This window comes from Spirillospora sp. CA-142024 (genome assembly GCF_050942325.1).
Taxonomy (GTDB): domain Bacteria; phylum Actinomycetota; class Actinomycetes; order Streptosporangiales; family Streptosporangiaceae; genus Spirillospora.
In genome coordinates, this window is record NZ_CP192077.1 from 2,429,665 (window position 1) to 2,452,210 (window position 22,546).

Sequence of the window (22,546 nt, forward strand, 5' to 3'; positions counted from 1 at the left end):
AGACATGGACTTCCTGCGACCGGTGACCTGGGAGGACGCGCTCGCCGCCAAGGCGGAGCGGCCGGGCGCGCGGCCCGTCCAGGGCGGCACCGACGTGATGGTCGAGATCAACTTCGACGTGCACCGTCCCGAGGCGCTGCTCGACCTGACCCGCGTCCGCGAGCTCACCGAATGGGACACGGCGGACGGGCGGCTCCGCGTCGGCGCCGGCGTCACCTACACGCGGCTGATCACCGAGCTGGGCGGCCGGCTGCCCGGCCTGGCGCAGGCGTCCCGGACGGTCGGGTCGCCGCAGATCCGGAACCGGGGCACCGCCGGCGGCAACCTCGGCGCCGCCTCGCCGGCCGGGGACGCCCATCCGCCGCTGCTGGCCGGGGACGCCGTCATCGAGGCCGAGTCGGCGGCGCGCGGCACCCGGATGATCCCGGCCGCGGAGTTCTTCACCGGCGTGAAGCGGAACGCGCTGGAGCCGGACGAGCTGATCCGCGCGTTCTGGACGGCCCCCGCGTCCGGCCCGCAGTACTTCTCCAAGATCGGTACCCGGAACGCGATGGTGATCGCGGTCTGCTCCTTCGCGATCGCCCTGCATCCGGAGGAGCGCCGCGTCGGGACGGGGCTCGGCTCGGCCGCCCCGACGCCCCGCCGTGCCACCGAGGCGGAGGCGTTCATCTCCCGCGAGCTGGACTGGGAGGGCCGGGGCCCGCTCCCTGCGGCGGCGGCGCAGCGGTTCGGTGAGCTGGTGCGCGACGCGGCGTCGCCGATCGACGACGTCCGCGGGACGGGCGACTACCGCAGGCACGCCCTGGCGGTGCTGGCACGCCGGACGCTGACCTGGGCATGGAACGACCACCGAGCGGCGACCACGGGAAGGGAGGCGTCCTGATGCGCGTGAACCTGATCGTCAACGGGTCGGGAGAGACCGTGGACGACGTCTGGGAGGGCGAGAGCCTGCTCTACATGCTCCGCGAGCGGATGGGCCTGCCGGGCTCGAAGAACGCCTGCGAACAGGGTGAATGCGGCTCGTGCACGGTCTACCTGGACGGTGTGCCGGTCTGCGCGTGCCTGGTCGCGGCGGGGCAGGCGGAGGGGCGGGAGGTCCGCACCGTGGAGGGCCTGTCGGAGGGCCCGCCCGGCGACGAGCGGCTCGACCCCGTCCAGGAGGCGTTCGTGGAGGCGGGCGCGGTCCAGTGCGGGTTCTGCACGCCGGGGCTGATCGTCCAGGCGCACGATCTGATCGAGCGGAACCCCGCGCCGTCCGACGCCGAGATCCGCGAGGCGCTCGCGGGGAACCTGTGCCGCTGCACCGGCTACGAGAAGATCCTCGACGCGGTGCGCCTCGCGGCGGAGCGGAAGGCGGTCGCGAAGTGAGGCGCATCATCGAGCACGCGCACGTCGTCACCGTCTCCGGGGACGAGTACCCGGACGGCCACATCGTCGTCGACGGCGACCGGATCACGGCCGTCGGGCCCGGCGCCGGGCCCGGCGGCGAGGCCGAGCGCATCGACGGAACGGGCTGCCTCGCCACGCCCGGCCTGATCAACACCCACCACCACCTCTACCAGTGGGCGAGCCAGGGCCTGGCCACCGACAGCACGCTGTTCGAGTGGCTGACGACGCTCTACAAGCCGTGGTCGAAGATGGACGCCGAGGTCGTGGCGGGGGCGGCGACGGCCGGGCTCGGCTGGCTGGCCAAGTCGGGCTGCACGACGTCCACCGACCACCACTACCTGTTCCCGAAGGGACGCGGCGACCTGTTCGCGGCCGAGGTGGAGGCGGCGCGGGAGATCGGCGTCCGGTTCCACCCGTGCCGCGGATCGATGGACCGGGGCGAGTCGCAGGGCGGGCTGCCGCCGGACGAGGTCGTCGAGGACCTCGACACGATCCTCGCCGAGACCGAGGCCGCGATCGACCGCTACCACGACCCGTCGCCCGGCTCCATGCTGCGCGTCGCCGTCGCCCCTTGCTCCCCGTTCTCCGTCACCCGGGAACTGCTGGTCGAGTCGGCGCGGCTGGCGCGCGAGAAGGGCGTCCGGCTGCACACGCACCTCGCCGAGACGCTGGACGAGGAAGAGCACACGGCCGAGCAGTTCGGCATGACGCCGACCGAGTACATGGACTCGATCGACTGGCTCGGCCCGGACGTGTGGCTGGCGCACTGCGTCCACCTGCACGACACCGACATCAAGCGGCTCGCCGAGACGGGCACCGGAACGGCCCACTGCCCGAGCTCGAACGCACGTCTCGGCGCCGGGATCGCCCGCGTGTCGCATCTGCTGGAAGAGGGCGCGACGGTCGGGCTCGGCGTGGACGGCTCGGCGTCGGCGGAACTCGTCCCGCTGGCGGGGGAACTGCGGCAGGCGATCTACATGCAGCGCGCCCGGTACGGGCCGACGGCGCTGACCGCCCGGCAGGCCCTGGAGATGGCGACCCTCGGCGGGGCCCGCTGCCTCGGCCGCGACGACGAGATCGGCTCCCTCGAACCGGGCAAACTCGCCGACATCGCGCTCTGGCGGGTGGACGGCTTCCAGGCGGCGGTCGACGACCCCCTTGTCGCGTTCGCGTTCGGGCCGACGCCGCCGCTGCGGCGCCTCCTCGTCGGCGGGCGCACCGTCGTGGACGGCGACACGCTCGTCACCGTCCCGCAGGACGAGGCCGGACGGCGCGGCGCCGACGCCCACCGCCGTCTCATGCGGCTCGCGGAGGAGGTGCTCTGAATGGCGTCCCCGGTGAAGAGCCCAGGTCATGTCGCCGCGCCCGGCATCGGCGGGGTCGGGGAGAGCCCGCTGCGGCCGGACGGCACGCTCAAGGTCGCCGGCGAGTTCGCCTACGCGTCCGACCTGTGGATGGACGGGATGCTGTGGGGCGCGACGCTCCGCAGCCCGCATCCCAGGGCGCGGATCCGGTCGCTCGACATCGGGCCGGCGCTCGCGCTGCCCGGAGTCCGGGCCGTCCTCACGCACGAGGACGTGCCGGGCCGCGGGACGTTCGGCATCGACCACACCGATGATCAGCCGGTCCTCGCGATCGACCAGGTCAGGCATCAGGGCGAGCCGGTCGCGCTGGTCGCCGCCGACCACCCGGAGACGGCCCGGCGCGCGCTGGAGAAGATCGCCGTCGGGTACGAGGTGCTGGAGCCGATCACGGATCCGCGCGCCGTGATCGCCGACCCGGAGGGGCAGAAGGTCCAGGATCGCGGCGGCATCACCCGGTACCAGCCCGTCCGGGTCGGGGACGTGGACGCCGCGAAGGCCGCGGCCGACGTCGTCGTGTCGGGCGAGTACGAGGTCGGCATCCAGGACCAGGCGTTCCTCGGGCCCGAGTCCGGTCTGGCCGTCCCGTCCGAGGACGGCGGGATCGACCTGTACGTGTCGACGCAGTGGATCCACAACGACCTCAGGCAGATCGCGCCCTGCCTCGGCCTCCGCGAGGACCAGGTCCACATGACGCTCGCGGGCGTCGGAGGCGCGTTCGGCGGGCGCGAGGACCTCTCGATGCAGATCCACGCCGGGATGCTCGCCCTGCACACCGGCAGGCCCGTGAAGATGTCGTACAACCGGTACGAGTCGTTCTTCGGGCACGTCCACCGGCATCCCGCGCAGATGCGGTACGAGTACGGCGCCACCGCCGACGGACGGCTCCTGTACGCCGACGTCGAGATCGTGCTGGACGGCGGCGCGTACACCTCGTCCACGACGAACGTGGTCGGCAACGCGGCCTCGCTGGGCGTCGGGCCGTACGAGATCCCCAACATCAGGATCGACGCGTACGGCGTCTACACGAACAACCCGCCCTGCGGCGCGATGCGCGGATTCGGTGCCGTGCAGGCGTGCTTCGCCTACGAGTCGATGATGGACAGGCTCGGCGCCGCGTGCGGTCTCGACCCGGTCGAGGTCCGCCGCCGCAACGCCGTCACGCAGGGGTCGCGGCTCGCGACGGAGCAGGTCATCGAGTCGCCGGCGCCGCTCGCCGAGATGCTCACCCGGCTGCAGGCCATGCCGCTGCCGGCCGGTCCGGACGGGTCCGACCTCCGGAACCTGCCGGGCGGGGTGTCGCAGACGACGCACGGCGAGGGCGTCGTGCGGGGCGTCGGCTACGGCGTCGGGCTGAAGAACATCTGCTTCTCCGAGGGCTTCGACGACCTGTCCACGGCCCGCGTCCGGCTGGAGGTGATCGGCGGGGAAGCGACCGCGCTCGTGCACACCGCAGCGGCGGAGGTCGGGCAGGGCCTCGTCACGATCCAGGCGCAGATCGCGCGGACGGAGCTGGGCGTCCAGAAGGTCACGATCGCGCCGGCCGACAACCAGGTCGGCGACGCCGGGTCGTCCAGCGCGTCCCGCCAGTCGTACATGACGGGCGGCGCGGTGAAGACGGCCTGCGAGGCGGTCCGGGCCGAACTCCTCGCGCTCGCCGCGCGCCGCACCGGGCGCGGCGACCTGGCCGTGGTCGGCGGGAAGATCATGTCGCGGGCGGACGGCGTGCTCGGCACCATCGAGGACGTCCTCGGGGACGCCGTCATCGAGGAGACCCGCGAGTACCACCACCGGCCCACGGCCCGGATGGACCCGGTCACCGGGCAGGGCCGCAGCCACACCCAGCTCGCGCTCTGCGTGCACCGCGCCGTGGTCGACGTGGACGTGGACCTCGGGCTCGTCAAGGTCGTCGAGCTGGCCGCCGTCCAGGACGTCGGGAAGATCATCAACCGGTCCGGGGTCGAGGGGCAGATCCACGGCGGGTCCGCGCAGGGCCTCGGCCTCGCCGTGATGGAGGAGATCGTCGTGTCGGACGGGCTGGTCCGCAACCCGTCCTTCACCGACTACCTGATCCCCACCATTCTCGACATGCCGCCGATGCGGCTGGAGATCCTGGAGAATCCTGACCCGGAGGCGCCGTACGGGTTGCGCGGAGCGGGGGAGCCCCCGACGCTGTCGTCCACGCCCGCCATCGTCGCGGCGATCCGGGACGCGACGGGCCGGCCGCTCACGCGGGTGCCGGTGCGGCCGGAGCACATCGTCCAAGGAGGCCCATGACGCGGCGGTTCGCGGTCAACTGCTCGATCCTGTTCACCGAGTTCCCGCCGCTTGAGCGGCCCGCCGCGGCGCGGGCGGCCGGGTTCGGCGCGGTCGAGTTCTGGTGGCCGTGGCCGGGACGGCCCGTGCCGCCCGCGGCGGACGTGGACGCCTTCTGCGCGGCGATCGAGGACGCCGGCGTGCGGCTCATCGCGCTCAACCTGTACGCGGGCGACATGCCGGCGGGGGAGCGCGGCGTGCTGTCCGACCCGTCCCGCGCCGAGGAGTTCCGGGCGAGCCTGGCGGTGGTGGAGCGGATCGCCGGGCGGACGGGCGTCCGGTCGTTCAACGCGCTCTACGGGCAGCGGCTCGACGGCGTCGACGCGTCCGAGCAGGACCGGGCCGCCACGCGGAACCTCGTCCACGCAGCCGGTGCGGTGGGCGGGTTCGGCGGGACCCTCCTGATCGAGCCGCTGGCGCGCGGGCTCAACGGTGCCTACCCGCTGGAGACGGCGGCGGACGCCGTCGCCGTCGTGGAGCGCGTCCGGGCGGCGGGCGCGGAGAACGTCCGGTTCCTGTTCGACACGTTCCATCTGGCGACGAACGGCGACGACCTTGAGCGGGTCGCGCGGGAGCACGCCGCCGACATCGGACATGTCCAGATCGCCGACGCGCCGGGCCGGGGACGTCCCGGCACCGGCCGGATCGACTTCGGCCGCGTGTTCGCCGCCCTGGACGACATCGGCTACGACGGACGGATCTCGCTGGAGTACGTGCCGCAGGGCCCCTCGCCGGAGGAGTTCCGGTGGACGACCTCCTGATCCGGTCGCGGCGGACGGTACTGCCGGACGGTGAGCGCCCGGCGGCCGTCTCCGTCCGGGACGGCCGGATCACCGCGATCTCGGCCCATGACGCCGCCGCCCCGGCCGCCGCCTCGGTGGATCTCGGTGATGCCGCGCTGCTGCCCGGTCTCGTCGACACGCACGTCCACGTCAACGAACCGGGACGCACCGAGTGGGAGGGGTTCGCCACCGCGACCCGCGCCGCCGCGGCCGGCGGCGTGACCACCCTCGTCGACATGCCGCTCAACTCGCTTCCGCCCACCGTCGACCCGGCCGCGCTGGCGGCGAAGCGCCGGGCCGCCGAGGACGTGTGCGCCGTGGACGTCGGGTTCTGGGGAGGGGCCGTCCCGGGCAACGTGCCCTCGCTGCGCCCACTGCACGACCTCGGCGTCTTCGGGTTCAAGTGCTTCACGTCGGACTCGGGCGTCCCGGAGTTCCCGCCGCTGACAGTAGAGGAGATGCGGGCGGCCTTCCGGGAGATCGCCTCGTTCGGCGGGCTGGTCATCGTGCACGCCGAGGATCCTGCGTCGCTGGCCCCGCCCTCCGCCGGCGACTACCCGGCCTTCCTGGCGTCGCGGCCCCCGTCCGCCGAACGCGCGGCGGTCGAGCGGGTCGTCCGGCTGGCGGAGGAGACGGGGGTGCGCGCCCACATCCTGCACCTGTCCGCCGCCGACTGCCTGGACGTCCTGGCGAAGGCCCAGGCCGGCGGCCTGCCCGTGACCGCCGAGACCTGCCCCCACTACCTGACGCTGTGCGCCGCCGACGCCACCGAGCCGCGCTCACCCGCGACCGCCTTCAAGTGCTGCCCGCCCATCCGCGACGAGGCCAACCGGGACCTGCTCTGGCAGGGCCTCGCCTCCGGCGTCATCTCCTGCGTCGTCACCGACCACTCACCCTGCACGCCCGAGCTGAAGCGCGGCGACTTCGCGACCGCGTGGGGCGGCGTCTCGTCCCTGCAACTCGGGTTGCCCGCCGTCTGGACGGCCGCACGCGAACGCGGCCACGGCCTGTCGTCGGTCGTCCGCTGGATGTCCGAGGCGCCCGCCCGCCTGGCCGCCGTCCCGGGTAAGGGCGGCATCGTCGTCGGCAACGACGCCGACCTCGTCGCGTTCGCCCCGGACGAGACGTTCACGGTCGACCCCGCGGCGCTGCACCACCGCCACCCCGTCACCCCCTACGAAGGCAGGACGCTGACCGGTGTCGTCCAGGCCACCTGGCTGCGCGGCACGCTCGTCGCGGACGCTCCGGCCGGACGCCTGCTCAGCCGATCGGAGACGCGATGACCGACTTCACCTCGCTGCCGGACCTGGCCCTCCGCACGCTCGGCGGCGCGGTCATCGCCGCGAGCGACGAGTCGTTCGCGGAGAAGGAGAACCTCCTCAACCCGTGGAAACCGGCGTTCACACCGGAGACCTTCGGGCCGAGGGGGCAGATCTACGACGGCTGGGAGACCGCCCGCCGCCGCGGACCCGGCCACGACTGGGCGCTGGTCCGCCTCGGCCTCCCGGGCCGGATCTTCGGCGTCGTCATCGACACCGCCTGGTTCACGGGCAACTTCCCGCCGCACGCCTCCGTGGAGGCGTGCTTCGTGGACGGCCATCCCTCGCCCGCCGAGCTGGCGGACGCCGACTGGGCCGAGATCGTCCCGAAGAGCCCGCTCAGGGGCGACTCCGCGCACGCCTTCGCCGCCGCCGAGCCGGGCCGCGTGTTCACCCACGTCAGGCTCAACATGTTCCCCGACGGCGGCATCGCGCGGCTCCGCGTGCACGGCTACGTCGTCCCGAACCCGGCCTTCCTCACCAGCATGACCGTCGACCTCGCAGCCCTGGAGAACGGCGGCCGCGTCGCCGACTGCTCCAACCGGTTCTACTCGTCGCCCGACAACATGCTGTTCCCCGGGCCCGCCCGCACCCAGGCCGAGGGCTGGGAGACCGCCCGCCGCCGCGACGACGGCCACGACTGGGCCCTCGTCCATCTCGGCGCCCCGGGCGTCATCAGGCTGGCCGAGATCGACACGACGAACCTCAAGTTCAACGCGCCCGCCGAATTCGCGCTCACCGGCATCGACGACCGCCGTCCTCCGGACAACCGGGCGTCCTCCTGGCGCCTCATCCCGCGCACCCCGCTCCAGCCGGACACGCGCCACCGCTTCCGGCTCTCGTCGCCCGAAGTCACCAGCGTCCGCCTCGACATCTACCCGGACGGCGGCATCGCGCGCCTCCGCCTCTTCGGCGACCTGAGCCCGGACACCGAGAAGGACCTCGTCGCCCGCTGGGACGAGTACACCAAACATTAGGCAAAGTATTGACGGTCGCTAGAAATCTGCCTACATTCTGAGCACTCGGCACGCCGGTCCCGAGCCTCCGTGGCGACCAATATTCGACAAAATCATGACGTTCGTGGCATCCGAGTCCAGAGGATCACCCATGAAACGACTACGGGCAGGTGCCCTCGCCGCCGTCCTGGCGGTGCCCGCGGCCCTGACGCCGACCGTCGCCCATGCGTCCGCCGACCCCGCCCACTACACCGGGACCCTTCCCGACGGCGCCACCTGGATCGCCGACGTGCCGGCGGCCTGGAACGGGACGCTCGTCCTGTTCAGCCACGGATTCGGCCCCCTCACCCCCGCCGACCGCCCGAGCGACGCCGCCGGAAAGGCCCTCCTCGACCGCGGCTACGCGCTCGCCGGCTCGTCCTACGACCCGGGCGGCTCCATGTGGGCGCTCGGCAGCGCGGTGGGGGACCAGATCGCCGCCAAGGAGGCGGTCTCGAAGATCATCGGCCGTCCCCGCGCCACGCTCGCCCTCGGCCAGTCCATGGGCGGCCTCGTCAGCGCCGAGATCGCCGAGACCCGCGCCGTGGACGGAGTGCTCAGCACCTGCGGCATCGTCGGCGGCGGCGTCGACCTCAACAACTACCAGCTCAACGCGGGCCACACGATCGCCGCGCTGCTCGCCCCGTCCCAGCGGATCAAGCTCACCGACTACACCTCGCCCGCCGAGGGAGCCGTGACCGGAGCCCAGCTCACCCAGGCCGTCAGGGATGCCCAGGCCACCCCCGCCGGCCGCGCCCGCATCGCCCTCGCGTCCGCGTTCCTCAACCAGTCGTCCTGGTTCTCCGGCGGCACCGAACCGCCCCGCCGTGCCTACGCCGAACAGGAACGCCAGCAGTACCAGTGGCTCACCTCGGGCGTCCTCACCTTCATCTTCGGCGGCCGCTACTCCATCGACCAGGCCGCAGGCGGCGACAGCGCGTGGAACAAGGGCCTGAACTACTCACGTCTCCTGACCCGCTCGGCGAACCTCCGCCAGGTGAAGTCCCTCTACCGCGACGCCGGCCTGAACCTGAAGGCCGACCTCGCCACCCTCACCACGAAGGCGGCCAAGCAGGTCGAGCCGTCACCGCTCGCCTGGATGACCCGCACGTCCGAACCCACCGGACGCATCAACGTCCCGACGCTGAACATTCACACGATCTCCGACCAGCTCGTCCCCGTGGAACACGAGAACGAGTACGCCAGGGCGGTTCGCGCCGCCGGCCGCACCCGCCTGCTGCGCCAGGCCTATGTCCACCGCATCGGCCACTGCAACTTCACGGCATCCGAATACGTGGCAAGCCTCCAGACCCTGGAACAGCGCGTCAAGACCGGCCACTGGCCCAACACCACGGCGAAGGCCCTGAACGAAAAGGCGGGGTCCCTCTCCCTGGACGCCTCCGCCTTCCTCCGCTACCGTCCGAACCCGCTGACAGTGCAGCCGGCCCGTCCATAGCGGACTTCGATCCACCGTGTTGGAGTAGGGCGGAGCGTGCGAACGCCCCCGGTTGCGGCCGGGGGCGTTCGTGATTCGGGTCAGGGGGCCTCGGTGGGGTCTTCCAGGAGGTCGTCGAACTCGCCGTCCTTGACGCCGGCGATGAAGGCGTCCCACTCGGCCTCGGTGAAGTAGAGGATCGGGCCCTTGGGGTTCTTGGCGTCGCGCATGACGACGGCCCGCTCACCGAAGTCCTTGTGCTGGACGGGGACGTCCTTTCCATCGATGAACTCGATGATGACCCCGTCGCTGAGGATCGGTTCCTGCTCGGTCACTGGCACACCTTCTTCTTCCTGTCTCCTGTCGAGGCCAAGGCTAGTAGGGATCCCGCTTCCGGCACACGGGAACGCGTCCCGCGCGAACGCGCGGCGGGGGATCGGTGAAGCAGGAGTGACGACCCGCACTCCGAAAGGCACGACATGACCCGAGAAGGACCGGCATGGTCGCGGTGACCGCCGGGGACGCCGAGATCGTCCGGCGGTCCCGGTACGAGCCCGAGTGCTTCGCCGCGCTCTTCGACCGGCACTACCCGGTGATCCACGGGTACGCGGCGCGGCGGCTCGGCCGGGGGCTCGCCGACGACGTCGCCGCCGAGACGTTCCTGATCGCCTTCGACCGCCGCGAGCGCTACGACGTGTCGCGGGACGACGCGCGGCCCTGGCTGTACGGGATCGCGTCCAACCTCATCGCCCGGCATCACCGCGCCGAGGTGCGCCAGTACCGGGCGCTCGCCAGGACCGGGACGTCCGGGGCCGCCGAAGGGCACGCCGACGCCGTCGCCGGGCGCATCGACGCGCAGGCGGCACGGGGCCCGCTGGCGGCGGCGCTCGGCGGGCTGGCGCGCGGCGACCGGGACGTCCTGCTGCTCGTCGCGTGGGCGCAGCTCAGCCTCCAGGAGGCGGGTGATGCGCTCGGCATACCGGCCGGGACGGCGCGGTCCCGGCTGCACCGGGCCCGCAAGAAGATCCGCGCCGCGCTGGGCGAGACCGACCCGACCACCCTGGGAGACGACACATGAACGACCTCGACATCCTGCGCGACGCCTGGGCCGAGCCCGAGGCGCCCGCGGACACCTCGCGCGCCGCCGCCCGGACGGCCCTGCTGGAACGCGCGTCCGGCGGCGGCTCCGCGCGGAAGAAGGCCGTCCGGCTGCCGCGGTTCGGTGTACGGCTCGCGGTGGTGGGCGCGCTCGCCGCCGCCGTCGCGGTGGGCGTGACCGTCGTGCAGACGGGGGGCGGCACCGACGAGCACGGGCGGCCCCGCCCGGTGGTGCCGGGGGTTCCGGCGGGGCCGGTGGCCAACGCGTCGCAGGCGCTCGAACGGGCCGCCCGCGCCGCGGAGACGCGGCCGTTCACGCCGCCCCGGCCCGACCAGTGGATCTACGTCGAGAAGCGGATGCGAACCGGCCCCCATCCGAACGGCTCGCTGTCCACGGACCCCCGCGACACCGTGGTGACGCGCGAGTGGAAGCGCGCCGACGGCACGCAGGTGGCCGGTCTGGAGAAGGGCAAGCTCGTGTTCTCCGGGACGATGCCGACGACACCGCCGTCCGACTACGCGTCCCTGGCGGCGCTGCCGACCGACCCGTCCGCGCTCCTGCGGCGGATCCACAAGGACATGGGCGGGCTCGGCGACACCGAGGAAGGGCGGCACTCGACCGCGTACGCGATGCTCGGCGCCATCCTGCGGGACAACGTCCTGCCGCCGAAGACCGAGGCGGCCGTGTTCCGGGCGATCGAGCAGATCCCGGGCGTCACGCTCGTCAAGGGACGGGTGGACGCCGCGGGACGTCCGGCACTGGGGCTCGGGCGCGTCGCCGAGGGCTGGCTCCATGAGGAACTGCTCCTGGATCCGGCCACCTACGCCTACCTCGGCGAACGGTCGGTCGCGCTGAAGGACCACACGAGCCGCGGCCTGGACGGAAACGTGTCGGTGAAGAAGGGCGAGCTGCAGAACCTCACCGTCCGCCTCCGGGCGGGCATCGTGGACAAGGCGGGGCAGCGGCCCTGACCCGCGGCGGAGGGCGGCCGGGGGACGGCCGCCCTCGTCAGCCGTCGATGAGCAGCCGGGCGGCGGTGATCTCCAGCCGGGCCTGGATCTCCTCGGCGGTCGCGTTGCCGCGCAGCATCTCGATCATCTCCATGGTCCAGATGCCGGACAGCGCGCGGGCCACGAGCCGGCGCGGGTCCTCGGCGGGGATCTCCTCCGGCGGGCCGGACGCGGCGCGCAGCAGCAGCTCGCTCATCCGGTCGCCGAAGTCGGTCTTGACGTCCGACAGCAGCAGCGACCGGATCAGCGCCTCGGCGAGCTCCGGCTCGCGCATCAGCCCGCGGGTGGCGCGCATCAGCACCTCCACGGCCCGCTCCGGGGCCGCGCCGGCGCGCGGGGGACGGCGCTCGATGCTGCCTTCGAGGAGGTCGAGCTCCTCGCTGACGACGGCGACGACCAGGTCCATCTTGGACGGGAAGTAGCGGTAGAGGGTGCCGAGGGCGACCCCGGCGCGTTCGGAGACGGTGCGCATCTGCATCGCCTCGATGCCGCCGCGCGATGCGAGCGCCGCGGCGGCCTGGACGATACGCTTGCGCCGCTGGTGCTGGCTGCGGGAGCGCGCGCCCTGGCCGGCCGCCTGACCCCGGGCCTCGTCCCCGGTCACTGTCGGCTCTGCGGTCACGGTCGTCATCCCTTCTGTGCGGGCTCGGACGCCCGACGTGTCCCGCCCAGCGTACCGCTCTCACGAGAACGTGTTATCTGATCGCCCGATCCCCGTCCACCGGCGGGCCGTCGCCGCGCACCCGATCCATGCTGACATGCCAGGCGAACAGGGGCGTGCACGCGGACGATCAGACCTCTGGACACGGACTAGAATCTGTTCTACTTTTTCGCCGTGGGGTGGAGCAGGGAGGTGGGCCCGTGAGCGTCGCGGCACTGCTGGAGGCGAGGGCGGACGACGACCGTCCCGGGCTGCGCTCCGCCGACGACGGCCGGGCCTGGACGTGGCGGGAGGTCGTCGCCGAATGCGCCGTCCGCGCGGCCTGGATGCGGAGCAAGGCGGGCCCGGAACGTCCGCTCCACGTGGGCGTGCTGCTCGACAACCTCCCCGAGATCGTGTTCCTCCTCGGCGGTGCGGCACTGTCGGGTGCGGTGGTGGTCGCGCTGAACCCCACCCGGAGCGCCGCCGAGCTGGCGGGTGACGCCGAACGCGCCGACTGTGATCTCGTTCTCACCCAGCCGCGCCACGCCGAGCAGGCCGCCGCGCTCGGGCTTCCCGTCCAGGACGTGGACGCCTTCCGTGATTCGCTCGCCCCCTTCGACGGCTCCCCGCTTCCGGACACCTCGGCCATCGGGCCCGCCACCCTGCTCATGCTGATCTTCACTTCCGGGACGTCGGGACGGCCGCGCGCCGTCCGCGTCACCCACCGGAAGATGGTCGTGCCGGGGGAGATGCTCGCCGAGCGCATGCTGTCCCCGGAGTCGGTCGTCTACTGCCCGATGCCGCTGTTCCACTCCGGCGCGGTCATGGCGGCGTACGCGCCCGCGCTGGCCGCCGGCGCCGAACTGGTGCTGCGCGGCCGGTTCTCGGCGTCCGCCGTCCTGCCCGACGTGCGCGCCCACGGCTGCACCTATCTGCACTATGTAGGAAAGGCGCTGTCGTACGTGCTGGCCACCCCGGCCAAGGGGGACGACGCGGACAACCCGGTGCAGTTCGCGTTCGGGAACGAGGCGGCGCCGCTGGAGCAGAGGACCTTCGGGGAGCGGTTCGGCTGCTTCGTCATCGACGGCTACGGCTCGACCGAGACCGCGATCTCGCTGGCGCCCGACCCGTTCGGCCCGCAGGGCGCGCTCGGGAGACTCGCCGAAGGCGTCGCGATCCTCGACCCGGCGACCGGCCGGCCCTGCCCGCCCGCCGCCTTCGACGGCGCGGGCCGCGTGGTGAACGGCGACGAGGCCATCGGCGAACTCGTCAAGACCGGCGACCTCGGCCTGTTCGACGGCTACTACAAGGAGGACGCCCCGGACCGGCTGCGCGACGGCATGTTCTGGAGCGGCGACCTCGCCTACGCCGACGCGGACGGCTACGTCTTCTTCGCCGGGCGCAGCGCCGACAGGCTCCGCGTGGACGGCGAGAACTTCGGCGCCGTCCAGGTGGAACGCGTTCTGGCGGAGCTGCCCGGCGTCCGGCAGCTCGCCGTCTACGGGGTGCCCGACGCGGCGTCCGGCGACCAGGTGATGCTGGCCGTCGCCGCCGACGCCTTCGACGCCGAGGCGTTCGCCGCTTACCTACGCGGAAGGGCCGACCTGGGCCCGAAGTGGATCCCGCGGTACGTCCGGGTGGCGCGGGAGCTGCCCGCGACCGCCTCCAACAAGATCCTCAAACGCCGGCTGGTCGAGGACGGCTGGCGAACAGACGACCCGGTGTGGTGGCGGCCCGGCCGGGACCTCGCCTACCGCCCGATGACCGAGCGGGACGCGGCCGGGCTGCGGGCCGAGTTCGAGCGGCGCGGCCGGCTGCACCTCCTGGAAGGGAGCGGATGAGTGGACTTCAACCTCGACGAGACCCAGCAAGAGATCAGAGGGCTCGCCGCGGAAGTGCTGGCCCGTGAGGCCGCACAGGAGCGGTTGGAGGCGTTCGAGAAGAGCGACGCCCCCTACGACGCCGTCACGTGGAAGGCGCTCGCGCAGGCGGGACTGCTCGGGATCGTCCTGCCGGAGGACGCGGGCGGCGCCGGGCTCGGCCCGGTCGAGCTCGCGGTGATCCTGCGGGAGGTCGGCGTCCGCGTCGCGCCCGTCCCGGTGTACGCGTCGCTGGCGCTGGCGGCCGTCCCGATCGGGGCGCACGGCACTGCTGAGCAGCGCGCCCTGCTGAACCCGCTCACCGAGGGCGGGACGGTGTTGACGGGCGCGTACCGCGAGGTCGGCCCGGCCGGAGAGATCGCCACGACCGCGCGCAGGGAAGGCGACGGATACGTCCTCAACGGCGTGAAGACGTTCGTCCCCTATGCCCGGGAGGCGGCACGCATCCTGATACCGGCGCGCGTCGAAGGTGAGGGCGTCGGGGTCTTCCTCGTCGAGCCCTCCGCCGCGATCATCACCGGTCAGCCGTCGGCGACGAGCGAGCCGCTCTCACGCGTCGCCCTGGACGACGCCGGGGTCGGCGCGGACGCCCTCCTCGGCGGCACCGCGGACGGCGCCGCCTGGGACACCCTGCGCCGATCCGCCGTCGCGGGCGCGGTCGCCATCGCGTCCGGCGTCATCGAGGGCGCGCTGGAACTGACCAAGGAGTACACCAGGACACGCGAGCAGTTCGATCGCGCACTCGCGCAGTTCCAGGCGGTCACGATGCAGATCAGCGACGTCTACATCGCCAAGCGCGCGCTGGACGTGGCCGTCTGGGCGGGCGTGTGGCGCCTCGCGCAAGGCGCGGCCGACGCCGAGGAGATCCTGACCATCGCCGCCTACAACGCGTGCGATCCCGTCATGAAGGCGCTCTACACCTGCCAGCACCTGCACGGCGGCATCGGCCTGGACATCACCTACCCGCTGCACCGCTACTTCGCCTGGGGCAAGCACTGCGGGCACCTGCTCGGCGGCGGGGAAGACCGTCTCGACGCGCTCGGCGCCCTCGTCGCACAGGAGGCTTAAGTGTTCATCGACCTGACCGACGAACAGAAGAAACTCCGCGCCGAACTGCGCGAGTACTTCGAGAACTGCCTCACCGCGGAGCAGCGCGCCGCCATCCTCGCCGACCCGTTCGGCCCCGCCTACATGGAGCACTGCAGGCGCCTCGGACGCGACGGGATGCTCGGCGTCGCGCTGCCGAAGGAGTACGGCGGCCGCGGCTACGGCCCCGTCGAGCAGACGATCTTCGCCACCGAGATCGCCCGCGCCGAGGTCACCTACCCGCTCATCACGCTGAACTCCGTGGCGCCGACGATCCTGCAGTACGGGTCGGACGCCCACAAGGAGTTCTTCATCCCGCGCATCCTCGCCGGCGAGTGCCACTTCGCGATCGGCTACAGCGAGCCGGGCGCGGGCACCGACCTCGCGGCCCTGCGCACCACCGCCGTGCGCGACGGCGACCACTACGTCGTCAACGGCCAGAAGATCTTCACCTCCGGTGCGCACCACGCCGACTACGTGTGGCTCGCGGCCCGCACCGACCCGGACGCCAAGAAGCACAAGGGCATCTCGATGCTCATCGTGGACTGCAAGGACCCGGGCTTCTCCTGGACGCCGATCATCACGATGGACGGCGCCCACCACACGAACTCGACGTACTTCCAGGACATCCGCGTCCCCGCCGACATGCTGATCGGCGAGGAGAACAAGGGCTGGGACCTCATCGTCAACCAGCTCAACCACGAGCGGGTCACGCTCGGCCCGGCCGGCAACATCGGGCACACCTACATCCGGTTCGAGCGCTGGGCCCGCACCACCGCGGGGCCGGACGGGCGTCCGCTCATCGAGGCGCCCGCCGTCCGCCGCGCGCTCGCACAGGTCTACGCCTACCTGCGCGTCAACGAGATCCTGAACTGGCAGGTCGCCGCGAACCAGGACCTCGGCTGGCTCGGCGCGGCGGACGCGTCCGCCACCAAGATCTACTCTTCGGAGCGGATGCAGGAGGTCGGCCGGATCGTCGGCGACGTCCTCGCCCGGTACGGCGATCCCGGCGACCCGGAGACGGCCCGGTTCACGGCGGCGCTCGACCGGCTGGCGAAGGGCGCGCTCGTGCTGACCTTCGGCGGCGGCGTCAACGAGATCCAGCGCGAGCTCATCGCCATGATCGGCCTCGGCCTGCCCCGGGCTCCCCGCTGATGCCGGGACAGGGAGTCGGCTGGGTGTGACGCCGCGACGGATCCGACGAGGCCGGATCCTCAGACCTTCCTGGCCCGCACCTTCTTGGGTTCGGCGCCGTGCGCGAAGCCGGATGCCTCGCCGGGGTCGCGCTGGGGTTCCCTCTGGGAGCGCAGCCGGGGCACGACGCGGCGCAGGTCGTCCAGGAACAGCTCGGCGAGGTCGTGCCCGAACCCGTTGCGCACTACGACCCGCAGGACGGCGAGGTCGGTGCGGTTCTCGGGGAAGGTGTAGGCGGGCACCAGCCAGCCGGACTCGCGCAGGGCGGCGGAGACGTCGAAGACCGTGAAGTTGCCGATGTCCTCCCGGACCCGGAAGGCGAACACCGGGAGGTCGCCGCCGCCGTTGAGCGTCTCGAACGGCCCGAGCCGGCCGATCTCGCCGGCCAGCCGGGTGGCGACGTCCCGGCAGGTCTGCTGGACGCGGCGGTACCCCTCGAAGCCGAGCCGCAGGAAGGTGTAGTACTGCGCGACGACCTGCGCGCCGGGCCTGGAGAAGTTCAGCGCGAACGTCGGCATGTCCCCGCCGAGGTAGTTGACGTGGAAGACCAGCTCGTCCGGCAGGGCGTCCTCGTCCCGCCACAGCGCCCAGCCGACGCCCGGCATGACCAGGCCGTACTTGTGGCCGGACGTGTTGATCGACGCCACGCGCGGCAGCCGGAAGTCCCACGGCAGGTCCGGGTCGAGGAACGGCGCGATCATCGCGCCCGAGGCGCCGTCCACGTGGATCGGGACGTCCAGCCCGGTCCGGGCCTGCAGCTCGTCGAGCGCGGACGCGATCTCGGCGACGGGTTCGTAGCTCCCGTCGAACGTGGACCCGAGGACGGCGACGACCCCGATGGTGTTCTCGTCGCACAGCTCGGCCGCCTCCCGGGCGCCGAGGTGGTAGCGGTCGCCCTCCATCGGCACGTACCGGGGCTCGACCTCGAAGTAGTTCGCGAACTTCTCCCAGCAGATCTGCACGTTCACGCCCATGACGATGTTCGGCCGGTCCGCCGGCCCGCCCGCGTCCCACCGCCGTTTCCGCCAGCGGCGCTTGAGCGCGAGCCCGCCGAGCATCGCGGCCTCGCTCGATCCGGTGGTCGAGCAGCCCACCGTCCGGCGCGGGTTCTCGGCGTGCCACAGCCGGGCGAGCATGTGCACGCAGCGCAGCTCCAGCTCGGCGGTGCGCGGGTACTCGTCCTTGTCGATCATGTTCTTCTCGGCGCACTCGGCCATCAGCCGCAGCGCCTCCGGCTCCGCCCACGTGGACACGAACGTCGCGAGGTTCAGCCGCGCGTTGCCGTCCAGCATCAGCTCGTCGTGGACCACCTGGTAGGCGGTGCCCGGGTCCAGCTCCCCGGCGGGCAGCGCGTACCGGGGGATGGTCAGCGGCTCGCGGCTGAAGATCGGGTTGATCTGCAGGTCGCGGCGGCCGCGATCGGCGCCGCGGGGATGCTTCAAGGCCATGCCGCCGCCTCCTCCGCCCGGGGGACGGGACGTCCCCCGGCTCCGCACGGAGTACCCGCCGCGCACCCTCCCACACCGGGAGGGCGCTGGTCAGCGCCGGGTCACTCGGCCGGCGGCGCGGGTTCGTTGAGGCCGCTCTCCAGGATGGCGAACGCCTGGTCGACCGCCTCCGACAGCGTGCCGAACGATCCGCCGAGGCGGCGGGTGACGTCGGAGGCGGCCTGGAAGGCGCAGCTCGTCGCGGCGGCGACGACGTGCGGGCGCAGGTCGGTGGCCGGATCCAGGCCCATCCGCCCCGCGACGATCTCGGTGAGCAGCGCCTGCTTCTTCTGCGCGTGCTCCAGGCTGCCCGCCAGGAGCGCCGGGCTCTCGCTGGTCATCGTCAGCATGCACTCGAAGCGCTCGGGGTCGAAGCCCAGTTCGCCGGCCTCGCAGGCACGTGCGATCTCCACCACGGTGCGCCGCAGCGCGGTCATGATCGGCTCGTCCGGGGGACGCTCGGCCAGCGCCGCCACGACGGCGCGGATCTGCTCCTCCTGGAAGGTGAGCGCGACGTCCTCTTTCGAGGAGAAGTAGCGGAAGAACGTGCGGGACGAGACGTCCACGGCGTCGGCGATCTCCTCGACGGTGGTGGCGTCGAACCCCTTCTCGGCGAAGAGGGTGAACGCCGCGTCGACGAGCGCCTCGCGGGTGCGCTGCTTCTTGCGTTCGCGCCTGCCCGGGGGCTGGGGGCCGGGCGAGCCGGTCTCGGGGGCGGTCGCGGTCATGGACGAAGTGTAATCGTCCGGCGATCGTCCGTCGAGCGGGAGATGGCGTAATGTGAAACATGTCGCGTTGCGACCCGAGGCAGTTGACGACAACTGTCATGCTGTGACAGTTTGAAGCCATGTCAACCCGGAGGTCGACGATGACTCATTCCCAAGGCGCCGAGACGCTCGAACACGGCGCCGTTCGAATCCCGCCGCGCGGCCAGGCGCGCGGACGTCCCGCAAGACCGGGACACGGGCATCCCTGGCTCACCCTCGTCGCGGTCGCGCTGGGCGTGATGATGGTGGGCCTGGACGCGACCGTCGTGTCCATCGCCAACCCCGCGATCGCCAAAGACCTCGGCGCGAGCCTGTCCGGTCTCCAGTGGGTCACCAACGCCTACCTGCTGGCGCTCGCCGTGACGCTGATCCCGGCCGGGAAGATCGCCGACCGGTTCGGCCGCAAGCGGACCTTCCTCGCCGGCGTCGTCGGGTTCGCCGTGTCGTCGCTGCTCATCGGGTTGTCCGGCGGGCTCGGCATGGTGATCTTCTGGCGGGTCGTGCAGGGCTTCGCGGGGGCGCTCCTGCAACCGGCGAGCCTCGCCATCCTGCGCAACACCTTCCCGGCCGAGCGGCTCAACGCCGCGATCGGCATCTGGGGCTCGACCGTCGGCATCTCCATCGCGGGCGGCCCGATCGTGGCCGGCCTGCTCGTCGAGAACGTCAACTGGGAGTCGGTGTTCTTCCTGAACGCCCCGCTCGGCGTGGTCGCGCTGCTGGTGGGCCTTTGGGTGATCCGCGAGTCGCGGGACGAGGAGGCGACCGGCTCGTTCGACCTCCCCGGCGTCGCGCTGCTCACCGGTGCGCTGTTCGCGCTGGTCTGGGGACTCATCAAGGCCGGCGAGAACGGGTTCGGCGACGCCGTCCCGCTCGTGTCGTTCGCCGTGTCCGTCGTGCTGTTCGCCGCGTTCGTCTGGAACGAGCTGCGGGTGGAGCGTCCGCTGCTGCCGCTGAGCCTGTTCCGGTCGGTGTCGCTGTCGGCGGCGACCGGGCTCATCGTCCTCGGCTTCTTCGGGATGTTCGGGACGATCTTCTTCATCACCCTCTACCTGCAGCAGGTGCACGGCATGAGCCCGGTGGACGCCGGCGTGCGGATGCTGCCGATGACCGCCGTGTTCATCGTCGCCTCCCCGGTGGCGGGCGCGCTGACCAGCCGGTTCGGGCCGCGGGTTCCGCTCGTCCTCGGGATGGCGTTCACCGCGACCGCGATGTTCGGTCTGTCGCGCATCGGAGTGGACGCCCCGTACGTCCAGCTGTGGCCGTGGTTCGTGCTGGTCGGGCTGGCCTTCGGCATGGTGATCGTCGCCGGCACGGAGGCGATCGTCGGCAACGCGCCCGCCCACCTCGCGGGCGTCGCCGGCGGGCTCCAGCAGACCGCCGCGCAGGTCGGCGGCGTGCTCGGCACGTCCGTGCTGGGGGTGCTGCTGTCCACCAGGGTCGGGGACGTGCTGTTCGGGCGGCTGACCGACGCCGGGCTGCCCGGCACCGCCGCGCACCAGCTCGAAGGCCAGGGCGGACTCGTCTCGCAGGGCGTGGCGCCCGTCCCGCCCGGCACGCCGAAACCGGCCGCGGACGCCATCACGACCGGAAGCCACCTCGCGTTCATGGACGGCTTCCAGACGTCCCTGACCGTGGCCGGGGCGGTCGCGCTCGTCGCGATCCTCGCGGCGCTGCTGGTGCGGCGCGGCAGCTCCCCGGTCGAGGGCGCGGCCGCCGCGTAGGGCCGCGGTTACGCTGCCGGTGTGATGGGTTGCGCGAGGTCGTGGTCCGCGGAGCTGCGCCGGATCGTCCGGTCGTACCCGATGCCGCTGACGTTCCTCGGGCTGTTCGCGGCCATGTGGGCGGTGCAGGTCCTGATCCTGCCGCCGGGCGGCCGGCACGCGGTGATCGCGTGGGCCAGCACCAACCTGGCCAACCTCGCGGTCAACCCGGTCGGGACGATGATCGCGTCGGCGTTCGTCGCCGAGGGGTCGCAGGGCGTGCTGCTCGTCGCGGCGGCGATCGGGCTGTTCCCCATCACCCGGCGGTTCGGCAACCTGCGGGCCGTGGTCCTCGTCGCCGCCTCGCACGTGCTCGGCACCCTCGTCAGCCAGGGGATCGCGCTGGTGCGGCTGGAGGCGGGCCTGCTGTCGGACTCGATCCGCACGATCCCCGACGTCGGGCCGTCCTACGTGCTGTGCGCGGCGCTCGTCGCCGCCTTCCTGTACGGGCGCGGGCGGGTCCGCCGCCTGCTCGCGCTCGCCGGGTGGTGCGCGCTCGTGCCGGTGCTGCTGGACGGCCTGCTCACCCTGGAGGTCGCCGCCGTCGGGCACCTGGTGGCCATGCTCACCGGCGCGCTGGTCGGCGGGCTGCTCCTGCTCCTCGAACGCAGGCGCCGGCGCCGGCTCGTCCCGGCGCCGGTGGCCGAGCCGCCGGTCACCGAGCCCGCGTAGGCCCCAACCGGGCCGGTCAGCCCTGCCCCGGCTCCGGGGTCGGGTTGGTCGTGGGGGTCGGGCTCGGCGTCCCCGAGTCCGGCGGCGGGTCGGACGGGGTGTCCGTCGGCGGCGTCGTCGGGTCGGTGGAACCGCCGTCCGGCGGGGTGGCCGGGTCCGACGGAGTCTGCGGGGGAGTGGTGGTCTCTGGCGGCGTCGACGGCTGGTCCGGCTTCGTCGGGGTGTCCGACGACGGCGGCTTCTTCCGCGCGGGCCCGCTGGGCGAGGACGCCGGGGCGCTACCGCCGCCCTGGGCGCCGCCCGCCTGCGGCGGAGTGCCGTTGGCGCTCGTGACCGGGTTCTGCGACGCGCCGGGCGACCCGTCCACGCGTTCGGAGCCCGTCAGGCCGGGCGCCGGATCCCGCGGGGCGCCGTCGCTGGTCGTGGACGCCGGGTGAGTCTGGCCCTTGCTCGCCGTCGGGACCAGCGAGGCGGCGTCGCCGCCCTTGGCCGCCGGCCAGGACACCAGCAGCCCGATGACGGCCGCCGCGGACGCGGCGACGCCGGCGGCCGCGCCGAGTCCCTTGGAGACACCGCCGGACAGCCCGCGCTTCGGAGGTTCCTTCCGCTCCGAGCCGATCACGACCAGCGGGCTGGGGGCGGCGACGGTCGGCAGCGGCCGGTCCGCCTCCTCCTCGGACGCGGCGAGGACCGGGTCGCGCAGCTCGCGGGGTGCGCGCGAGGGCGCCCGCTTGGCGAGGAGGCGCGGCAGCCGCCCCTTCTCGAACGCCGAGATGAGTTCCAACTGCGGCTCGGTCGTTCCCCGCATCAGTACGTCGAGGACCGCCCGTTCCAGCCGCGTCCGCGCCGCGTTGAGCAGCTGCGCGACGGTGTCCGGGGCGAGGCCGAGGACGCGGGCGATGTCGTGGGTTTCGAGCCACTCGCCCGCCGACAGCAGCAGCACCTCCCGGTGGTCGGAGCGCAGCCCCGACGCCGCGCGCAGCAGCGGGTCGGAGCCGGTGAACAGGGGCTCGCCCCGTCCGCCGAGCTCGCCGGTGAACGCGCCGTGCTCGGCGCACGCCGTCCGGGAGAGCGAGTAGAGCCAGAGCACGCTGTCGCCGCGCGGCGGCTGGTGCACGGCCGCGCTGAAGGTGTCGGCGAGGGCCGCCGCCGCGAGCCGGTCGCCGACGAGCGACCAGCAGTACGCGTACAGGCGGTCGGCGTGCACGTCGTAGAGAGAGCCCAGGTCCCCGCCCATGTGACCTCCCCGTCCGGTCGTCCGACTTCCGACAAATCGTGCATTTCGCTGGTTGACGGGACTCTAGCGTCTTCTGTCAACCCGTGCGAGGTCCGGGGGCGGGCGTGACGCCGA

At 72.8% G+C, this 22,546-nt stretch carries 20 protein-coding genes; 15 read left to right on the forward strand and 5 right to left on the reverse strand.

The window, feature by feature from the left end; genetic code table 11:
* Positions 1–4: 4 nt before the first annotated feature.
* From ACQPZP_RS11740 to ACQPZP_RS11775, 8 genes are all read left to right on the forward strand, one after another.
* Positions 5–883: an FAD binding domain-containing protein gene (locus ACQPZP_RS11740; RefSeq protein WP_433477656.1), complete on the forward strand. Its 879-nt coding sequence runs from the start codon at positions 5–7 to the stop codon at positions 881–883.
* A complete protein-coding gene (locus ACQPZP_RS11745; protein WP_433477657.1) occupies positions 883–1,368 on the forward strand; it encodes a (2Fe-2S)-binding protein in 486 nt (161 codons plus the stop codon). The genes ACQPZP_RS11740 and ACQPZP_RS11745 overlap by 1 nt, the downstream gene beginning before the upstream one ends.
* A complete protein-coding gene (locus ACQPZP_RS11750; RefSeq protein ID WP_433477658.1) occupies positions 1,365–2,714 on the forward strand; it encodes an 8-oxoguanine deaminase in 1,350 nt (449 codons plus the stop codon). The genes ACQPZP_RS11745 and ACQPZP_RS11750 overlap by 4 nt, the downstream gene beginning before the upstream one ends.
* The gene (gene pucD / locus ACQPZP_RS11755; protein ID WP_433477659.1) at positions 2,715–5,027 is read left to right on the forward strand and encodes a xanthine dehydrogenase subunit D; all 2,313 of its coding nucleotides are present in this window, start codon (positions 2,715–2,717) and stop codon (positions 5,025–5,027) included.
* The gene (locus tag ACQPZP_RS11760) at positions 5,024–5,827 is read left to right on the forward strand and encodes a hydroxypyruvate isomerase family protein (RefSeq protein WP_433477660.1); all 804 of its coding nucleotides are present in this window, start codon (positions 5,024–5,026) and stop codon (positions 5,825–5,827) included. Before pucD ends, ACQPZP_RS11760 begins: the two co-directional genes overlap by 4 nt.
* Complete coding sequence (allB, locus tag ACQPZP_RS11765; protein ID WP_433477661.1) at positions 5,812–7,131, forward strand: allantoinase AllB; 1,320 nt, start codon at positions 5,812–5,814, stop codon at positions 7,129–7,131. Before ACQPZP_RS11760 ends, allB begins: the two co-directional genes overlap by 16 nt.
* Positions 7,128–8,144, forward strand: a complete 1,017-nt coding sequence (gene alc, locus ACQPZP_RS11770) for an allantoicase (protein ID WP_433477662.1) — start codon at positions 7,128–7,130, stop codon at positions 8,142–8,144. The genes allB and alc overlap by 4 nt, the downstream gene beginning before the upstream one ends.
* A gap of 130 nt (positions 8,145–8,274) precedes the next feature.
* On the forward strand, positions 8,275–9,618 hold the full coding sequence (locus tag ACQPZP_RS11775) for a hypothetical protein (protein WP_433477663.1): 1,344 nt from the start codon (positions 8,275–8,277) through the stop codon (positions 9,616–9,618).
* A gap of 80 nt (positions 9,619–9,698) precedes the next feature.
* Here ACQPZP_RS11775 and ACQPZP_RS11780 read toward each other — a convergent pair whose 3' ends face one another.
* Positions 9,699–9,932, reverse strand: a complete 234-nt coding sequence (locus ACQPZP_RS11780; RefSeq protein ID WP_433467787.1) for a DUF397 domain-containing protein — start codon at positions 9,930–9,932, stop codon at positions 9,699–9,701.
* Positions 9,933–10,096: 164 nt separating this feature from the next.
* On the opposite strand from ACQPZP_RS11780, the gene ACQPZP_RS11785 reads away from it, so the two are divergent.
* Positions 10,097–10,675 carry an RNA polymerase sigma factor gene (locus tag ACQPZP_RS11785; RefSeq protein WP_433477664.1) on the forward strand — a complete coding sequence of 193 codons (579 nt, stop codon included), beginning with the start codon at positions 10,097–10,099 and terminating at the stop codon, positions 10,673–10,675.
* Positions 10,672–11,667, forward strand: coding sequence for a CU044_5270 family protein (locus tag ACQPZP_RS11790; RefSeq protein ID WP_433477665.1), 996 nt, complete (start codon positions 10,672–10,674; stop codon positions 11,665–11,667). Before ACQPZP_RS11785 ends, ACQPZP_RS11790 begins: the two co-directional genes overlap by 4 nt.
* A 37-nt stretch (positions 11,668–11,704) precedes the next feature.
* On the opposite strand, the gene ACQPZP_RS11795 is transcribed toward ACQPZP_RS11790, so the two are convergent.
* Positions 11,705–12,328: a TetR family transcriptional regulator gene (locus ACQPZP_RS11795; protein WP_433477666.1), complete on the reverse strand. Its 624-nt coding sequence runs from the start codon at positions 12,326–12,328 to the stop codon at positions 11,705–11,707.
* Positions 12,329–12,567: 239 nt separating this feature from the next.
* Between ACQPZP_RS11795 and ACQPZP_RS11800 the strand changes: the two genes are divergently transcribed.
* The 3 genes from ACQPZP_RS11800 to ACQPZP_RS11810 are packed head-to-tail and all read left to right on the forward strand — an operon-like array spanning position 12,568 to position 16,470.
* Positions 12,568–14,190: an AMP-binding protein gene (locus ACQPZP_RS11800; RefSeq protein WP_433477667.1), complete on the forward strand. Its 1,623-nt coding sequence runs from the start codon at positions 12,568–12,570 to the stop codon at positions 14,188–14,190.
* A complete protein-coding gene (locus ACQPZP_RS11805) occupies positions 14,191–15,297 on the forward strand; it encodes an acyl-CoA dehydrogenase family protein (protein WP_433477668.1) in 1,107 nt (368 codons plus the stop codon).
* Positions 15,298–16,470, forward strand: coding sequence for an acyl-CoA dehydrogenase family protein (locus tag ACQPZP_RS11810; RefSeq protein ID WP_433477669.1), 1,173 nt, complete (start codon positions 15,298–15,300; stop codon positions 16,468–16,470).
* 59 nt (positions 16,471–16,529) lie between these two features.
* Here ACQPZP_RS11810 and ACQPZP_RS11815 read toward each other — a convergent pair whose 3' ends face one another.
* Together ACQPZP_RS11815 and ACQPZP_RS11820 are read right to left on the reverse strand one after the other, a co-directional pair.
* The gene (locus ACQPZP_RS11815; RefSeq protein WP_433477670.1) at positions 16,530–17,957 is read right to left on the reverse strand and encodes a glutamate decarboxylase; all 1,428 of its coding nucleotides are present in this window, start codon (positions 17,955–17,957) and stop codon (positions 16,530–16,532) included.
* A 101-nt stretch (positions 17,958–18,058) separates the two neighbouring features.
* Positions 18,059–18,724 (reverse strand): TetR family transcriptional regulator, encoded by a 666-nt coding sequence (locus tag ACQPZP_RS11820; protein ID WP_433477671.1) that lies wholly within the window; start codon positions 18,722–18,724, stop codon positions 18,059–18,061.
* 140 nt (positions 18,725–18,864) lie between these two features.
* Here ACQPZP_RS11820 and ACQPZP_RS11825 point away from each other — a divergent pair, with 140 nt between their 5' ends.
* Together ACQPZP_RS11825 and ACQPZP_RS11830 are read left to right on the forward strand one after the other, a co-directional pair.
* A complete protein-coding gene (locus tag ACQPZP_RS11825) occupies positions 18,865–20,484 on the forward strand; it encodes an MFS transporter (RefSeq protein WP_433477672.1) in 1,620 nt (539 codons plus the stop codon).
* 24 nt (positions 20,485–20,508) lie between these two features.
* Positions 20,509–21,195, forward strand: a complete 687-nt coding sequence (locus tag ACQPZP_RS11830) for a rhomboid-like protein (RefSeq protein WP_433477673.1) — start codon at positions 20,509–20,511, stop codon at positions 21,193–21,195.
* Positions 21,196–21,211: 16 nt separating this feature from the next.
* Here the strand turns inward: ACQPZP_RS11830 and ACQPZP_RS11835 are convergent, their stop codons facing one another.
* On the reverse strand, positions 21,212–22,432 hold the full coding sequence (locus ACQPZP_RS11835; RefSeq protein WP_433477674.1) for an RNA polymerase sigma factor: 1,221 nt from the start codon (positions 22,430–22,432) through the stop codon (positions 21,212–21,214).
* Between the last annotated feature and the right edge of the window lie 114 nt (positions 22,433–22,546).

Coding starts and splice junctions, on each gene's coding strand:
- ACQPZP_RS11740 (WP_433477656.1), top strand. CDS start 5: ATGGACTTCCTGCGACCGGTGACCTGGGAGGACGCGCTCGCCGCCAAG.
- ACQPZP_RS11825 (WP_433477672.1), top strand. CDS start 18,865: ATGACTCATTCCCAAGGCGCCGAGACGCTCGAACACGGCGCCGTTCGA.
- ACQPZP_RS11775 (WP_433477663.1), top strand. CDS start 8,275: ATGAAACGACTACGGGCAGGTGCCCTCGCCGCCGTCCTGGCGGTGCCC.
- ACQPZP_RS11785 (WP_433477664.1), top strand. CDS start 10,097: ATGGTCGCGGTGACCGCCGGGGACGCCGAGATCGTCCGGCGGTCCCGG.
- ACQPZP_RS11835 (WP_433477674.1), bottom strand. CDS start 22,432: ATGGGCGGGGACCTGGGCTCTCTCTACGACGTGCACGCCGACCGCCTG.
- alc (WP_433477662.1), top strand. CDS start 7,128: ATGACCGACTTCACCTCGCTGCCGGACCTGGCCCTCCGCACGCTCGGC.
- ACQPZP_RS11760 (WP_433477660.1), top strand. CDS start 5,024: ATGACGCGGCGGTTCGCGGTCAACTGCTCGATCCTGTTCACCGAGTTC.
- pucD (WP_433477659.1), top strand. CDS start 2,715: ATGGCGTCCCCGGTGAAGAGCCCAGGTCATGTCGCCGCGCCCGGCATC.
- ACQPZP_RS11820 (WP_433477671.1), bottom strand. CDS start 18,724: ATGACCGCGACCGCCCCCGAGACCGGCTCGCCCGGCCCCCAGCCCCCG.
- ACQPZP_RS11830 (WP_433477673.1), top strand. CDS start 20,509: ATGGGTTGCGCGAGGTCGTGGTCCGCGGAGCTGCGCCGGATCGTCCGG.
- ACQPZP_RS11790 (WP_433477665.1), top strand. CDS start 10,672: ATGAACGACCTCGACATCCTGCGCGACGCCTGGGCCGAGCCCGAGGCG.
- ACQPZP_RS11815 (WP_433477670.1), bottom strand. CDS start 17,957: ATGGCCTTGAAGCATCCCCGCGGCGCCGATCGCGGCCGCCGCGACCTG.
- ACQPZP_RS11745 (WP_433477657.1), top strand. CDS start 883: ATGCGCGTGAACCTGATCGTCAACGGGTCGGGAGAGACCGTGGACGAC.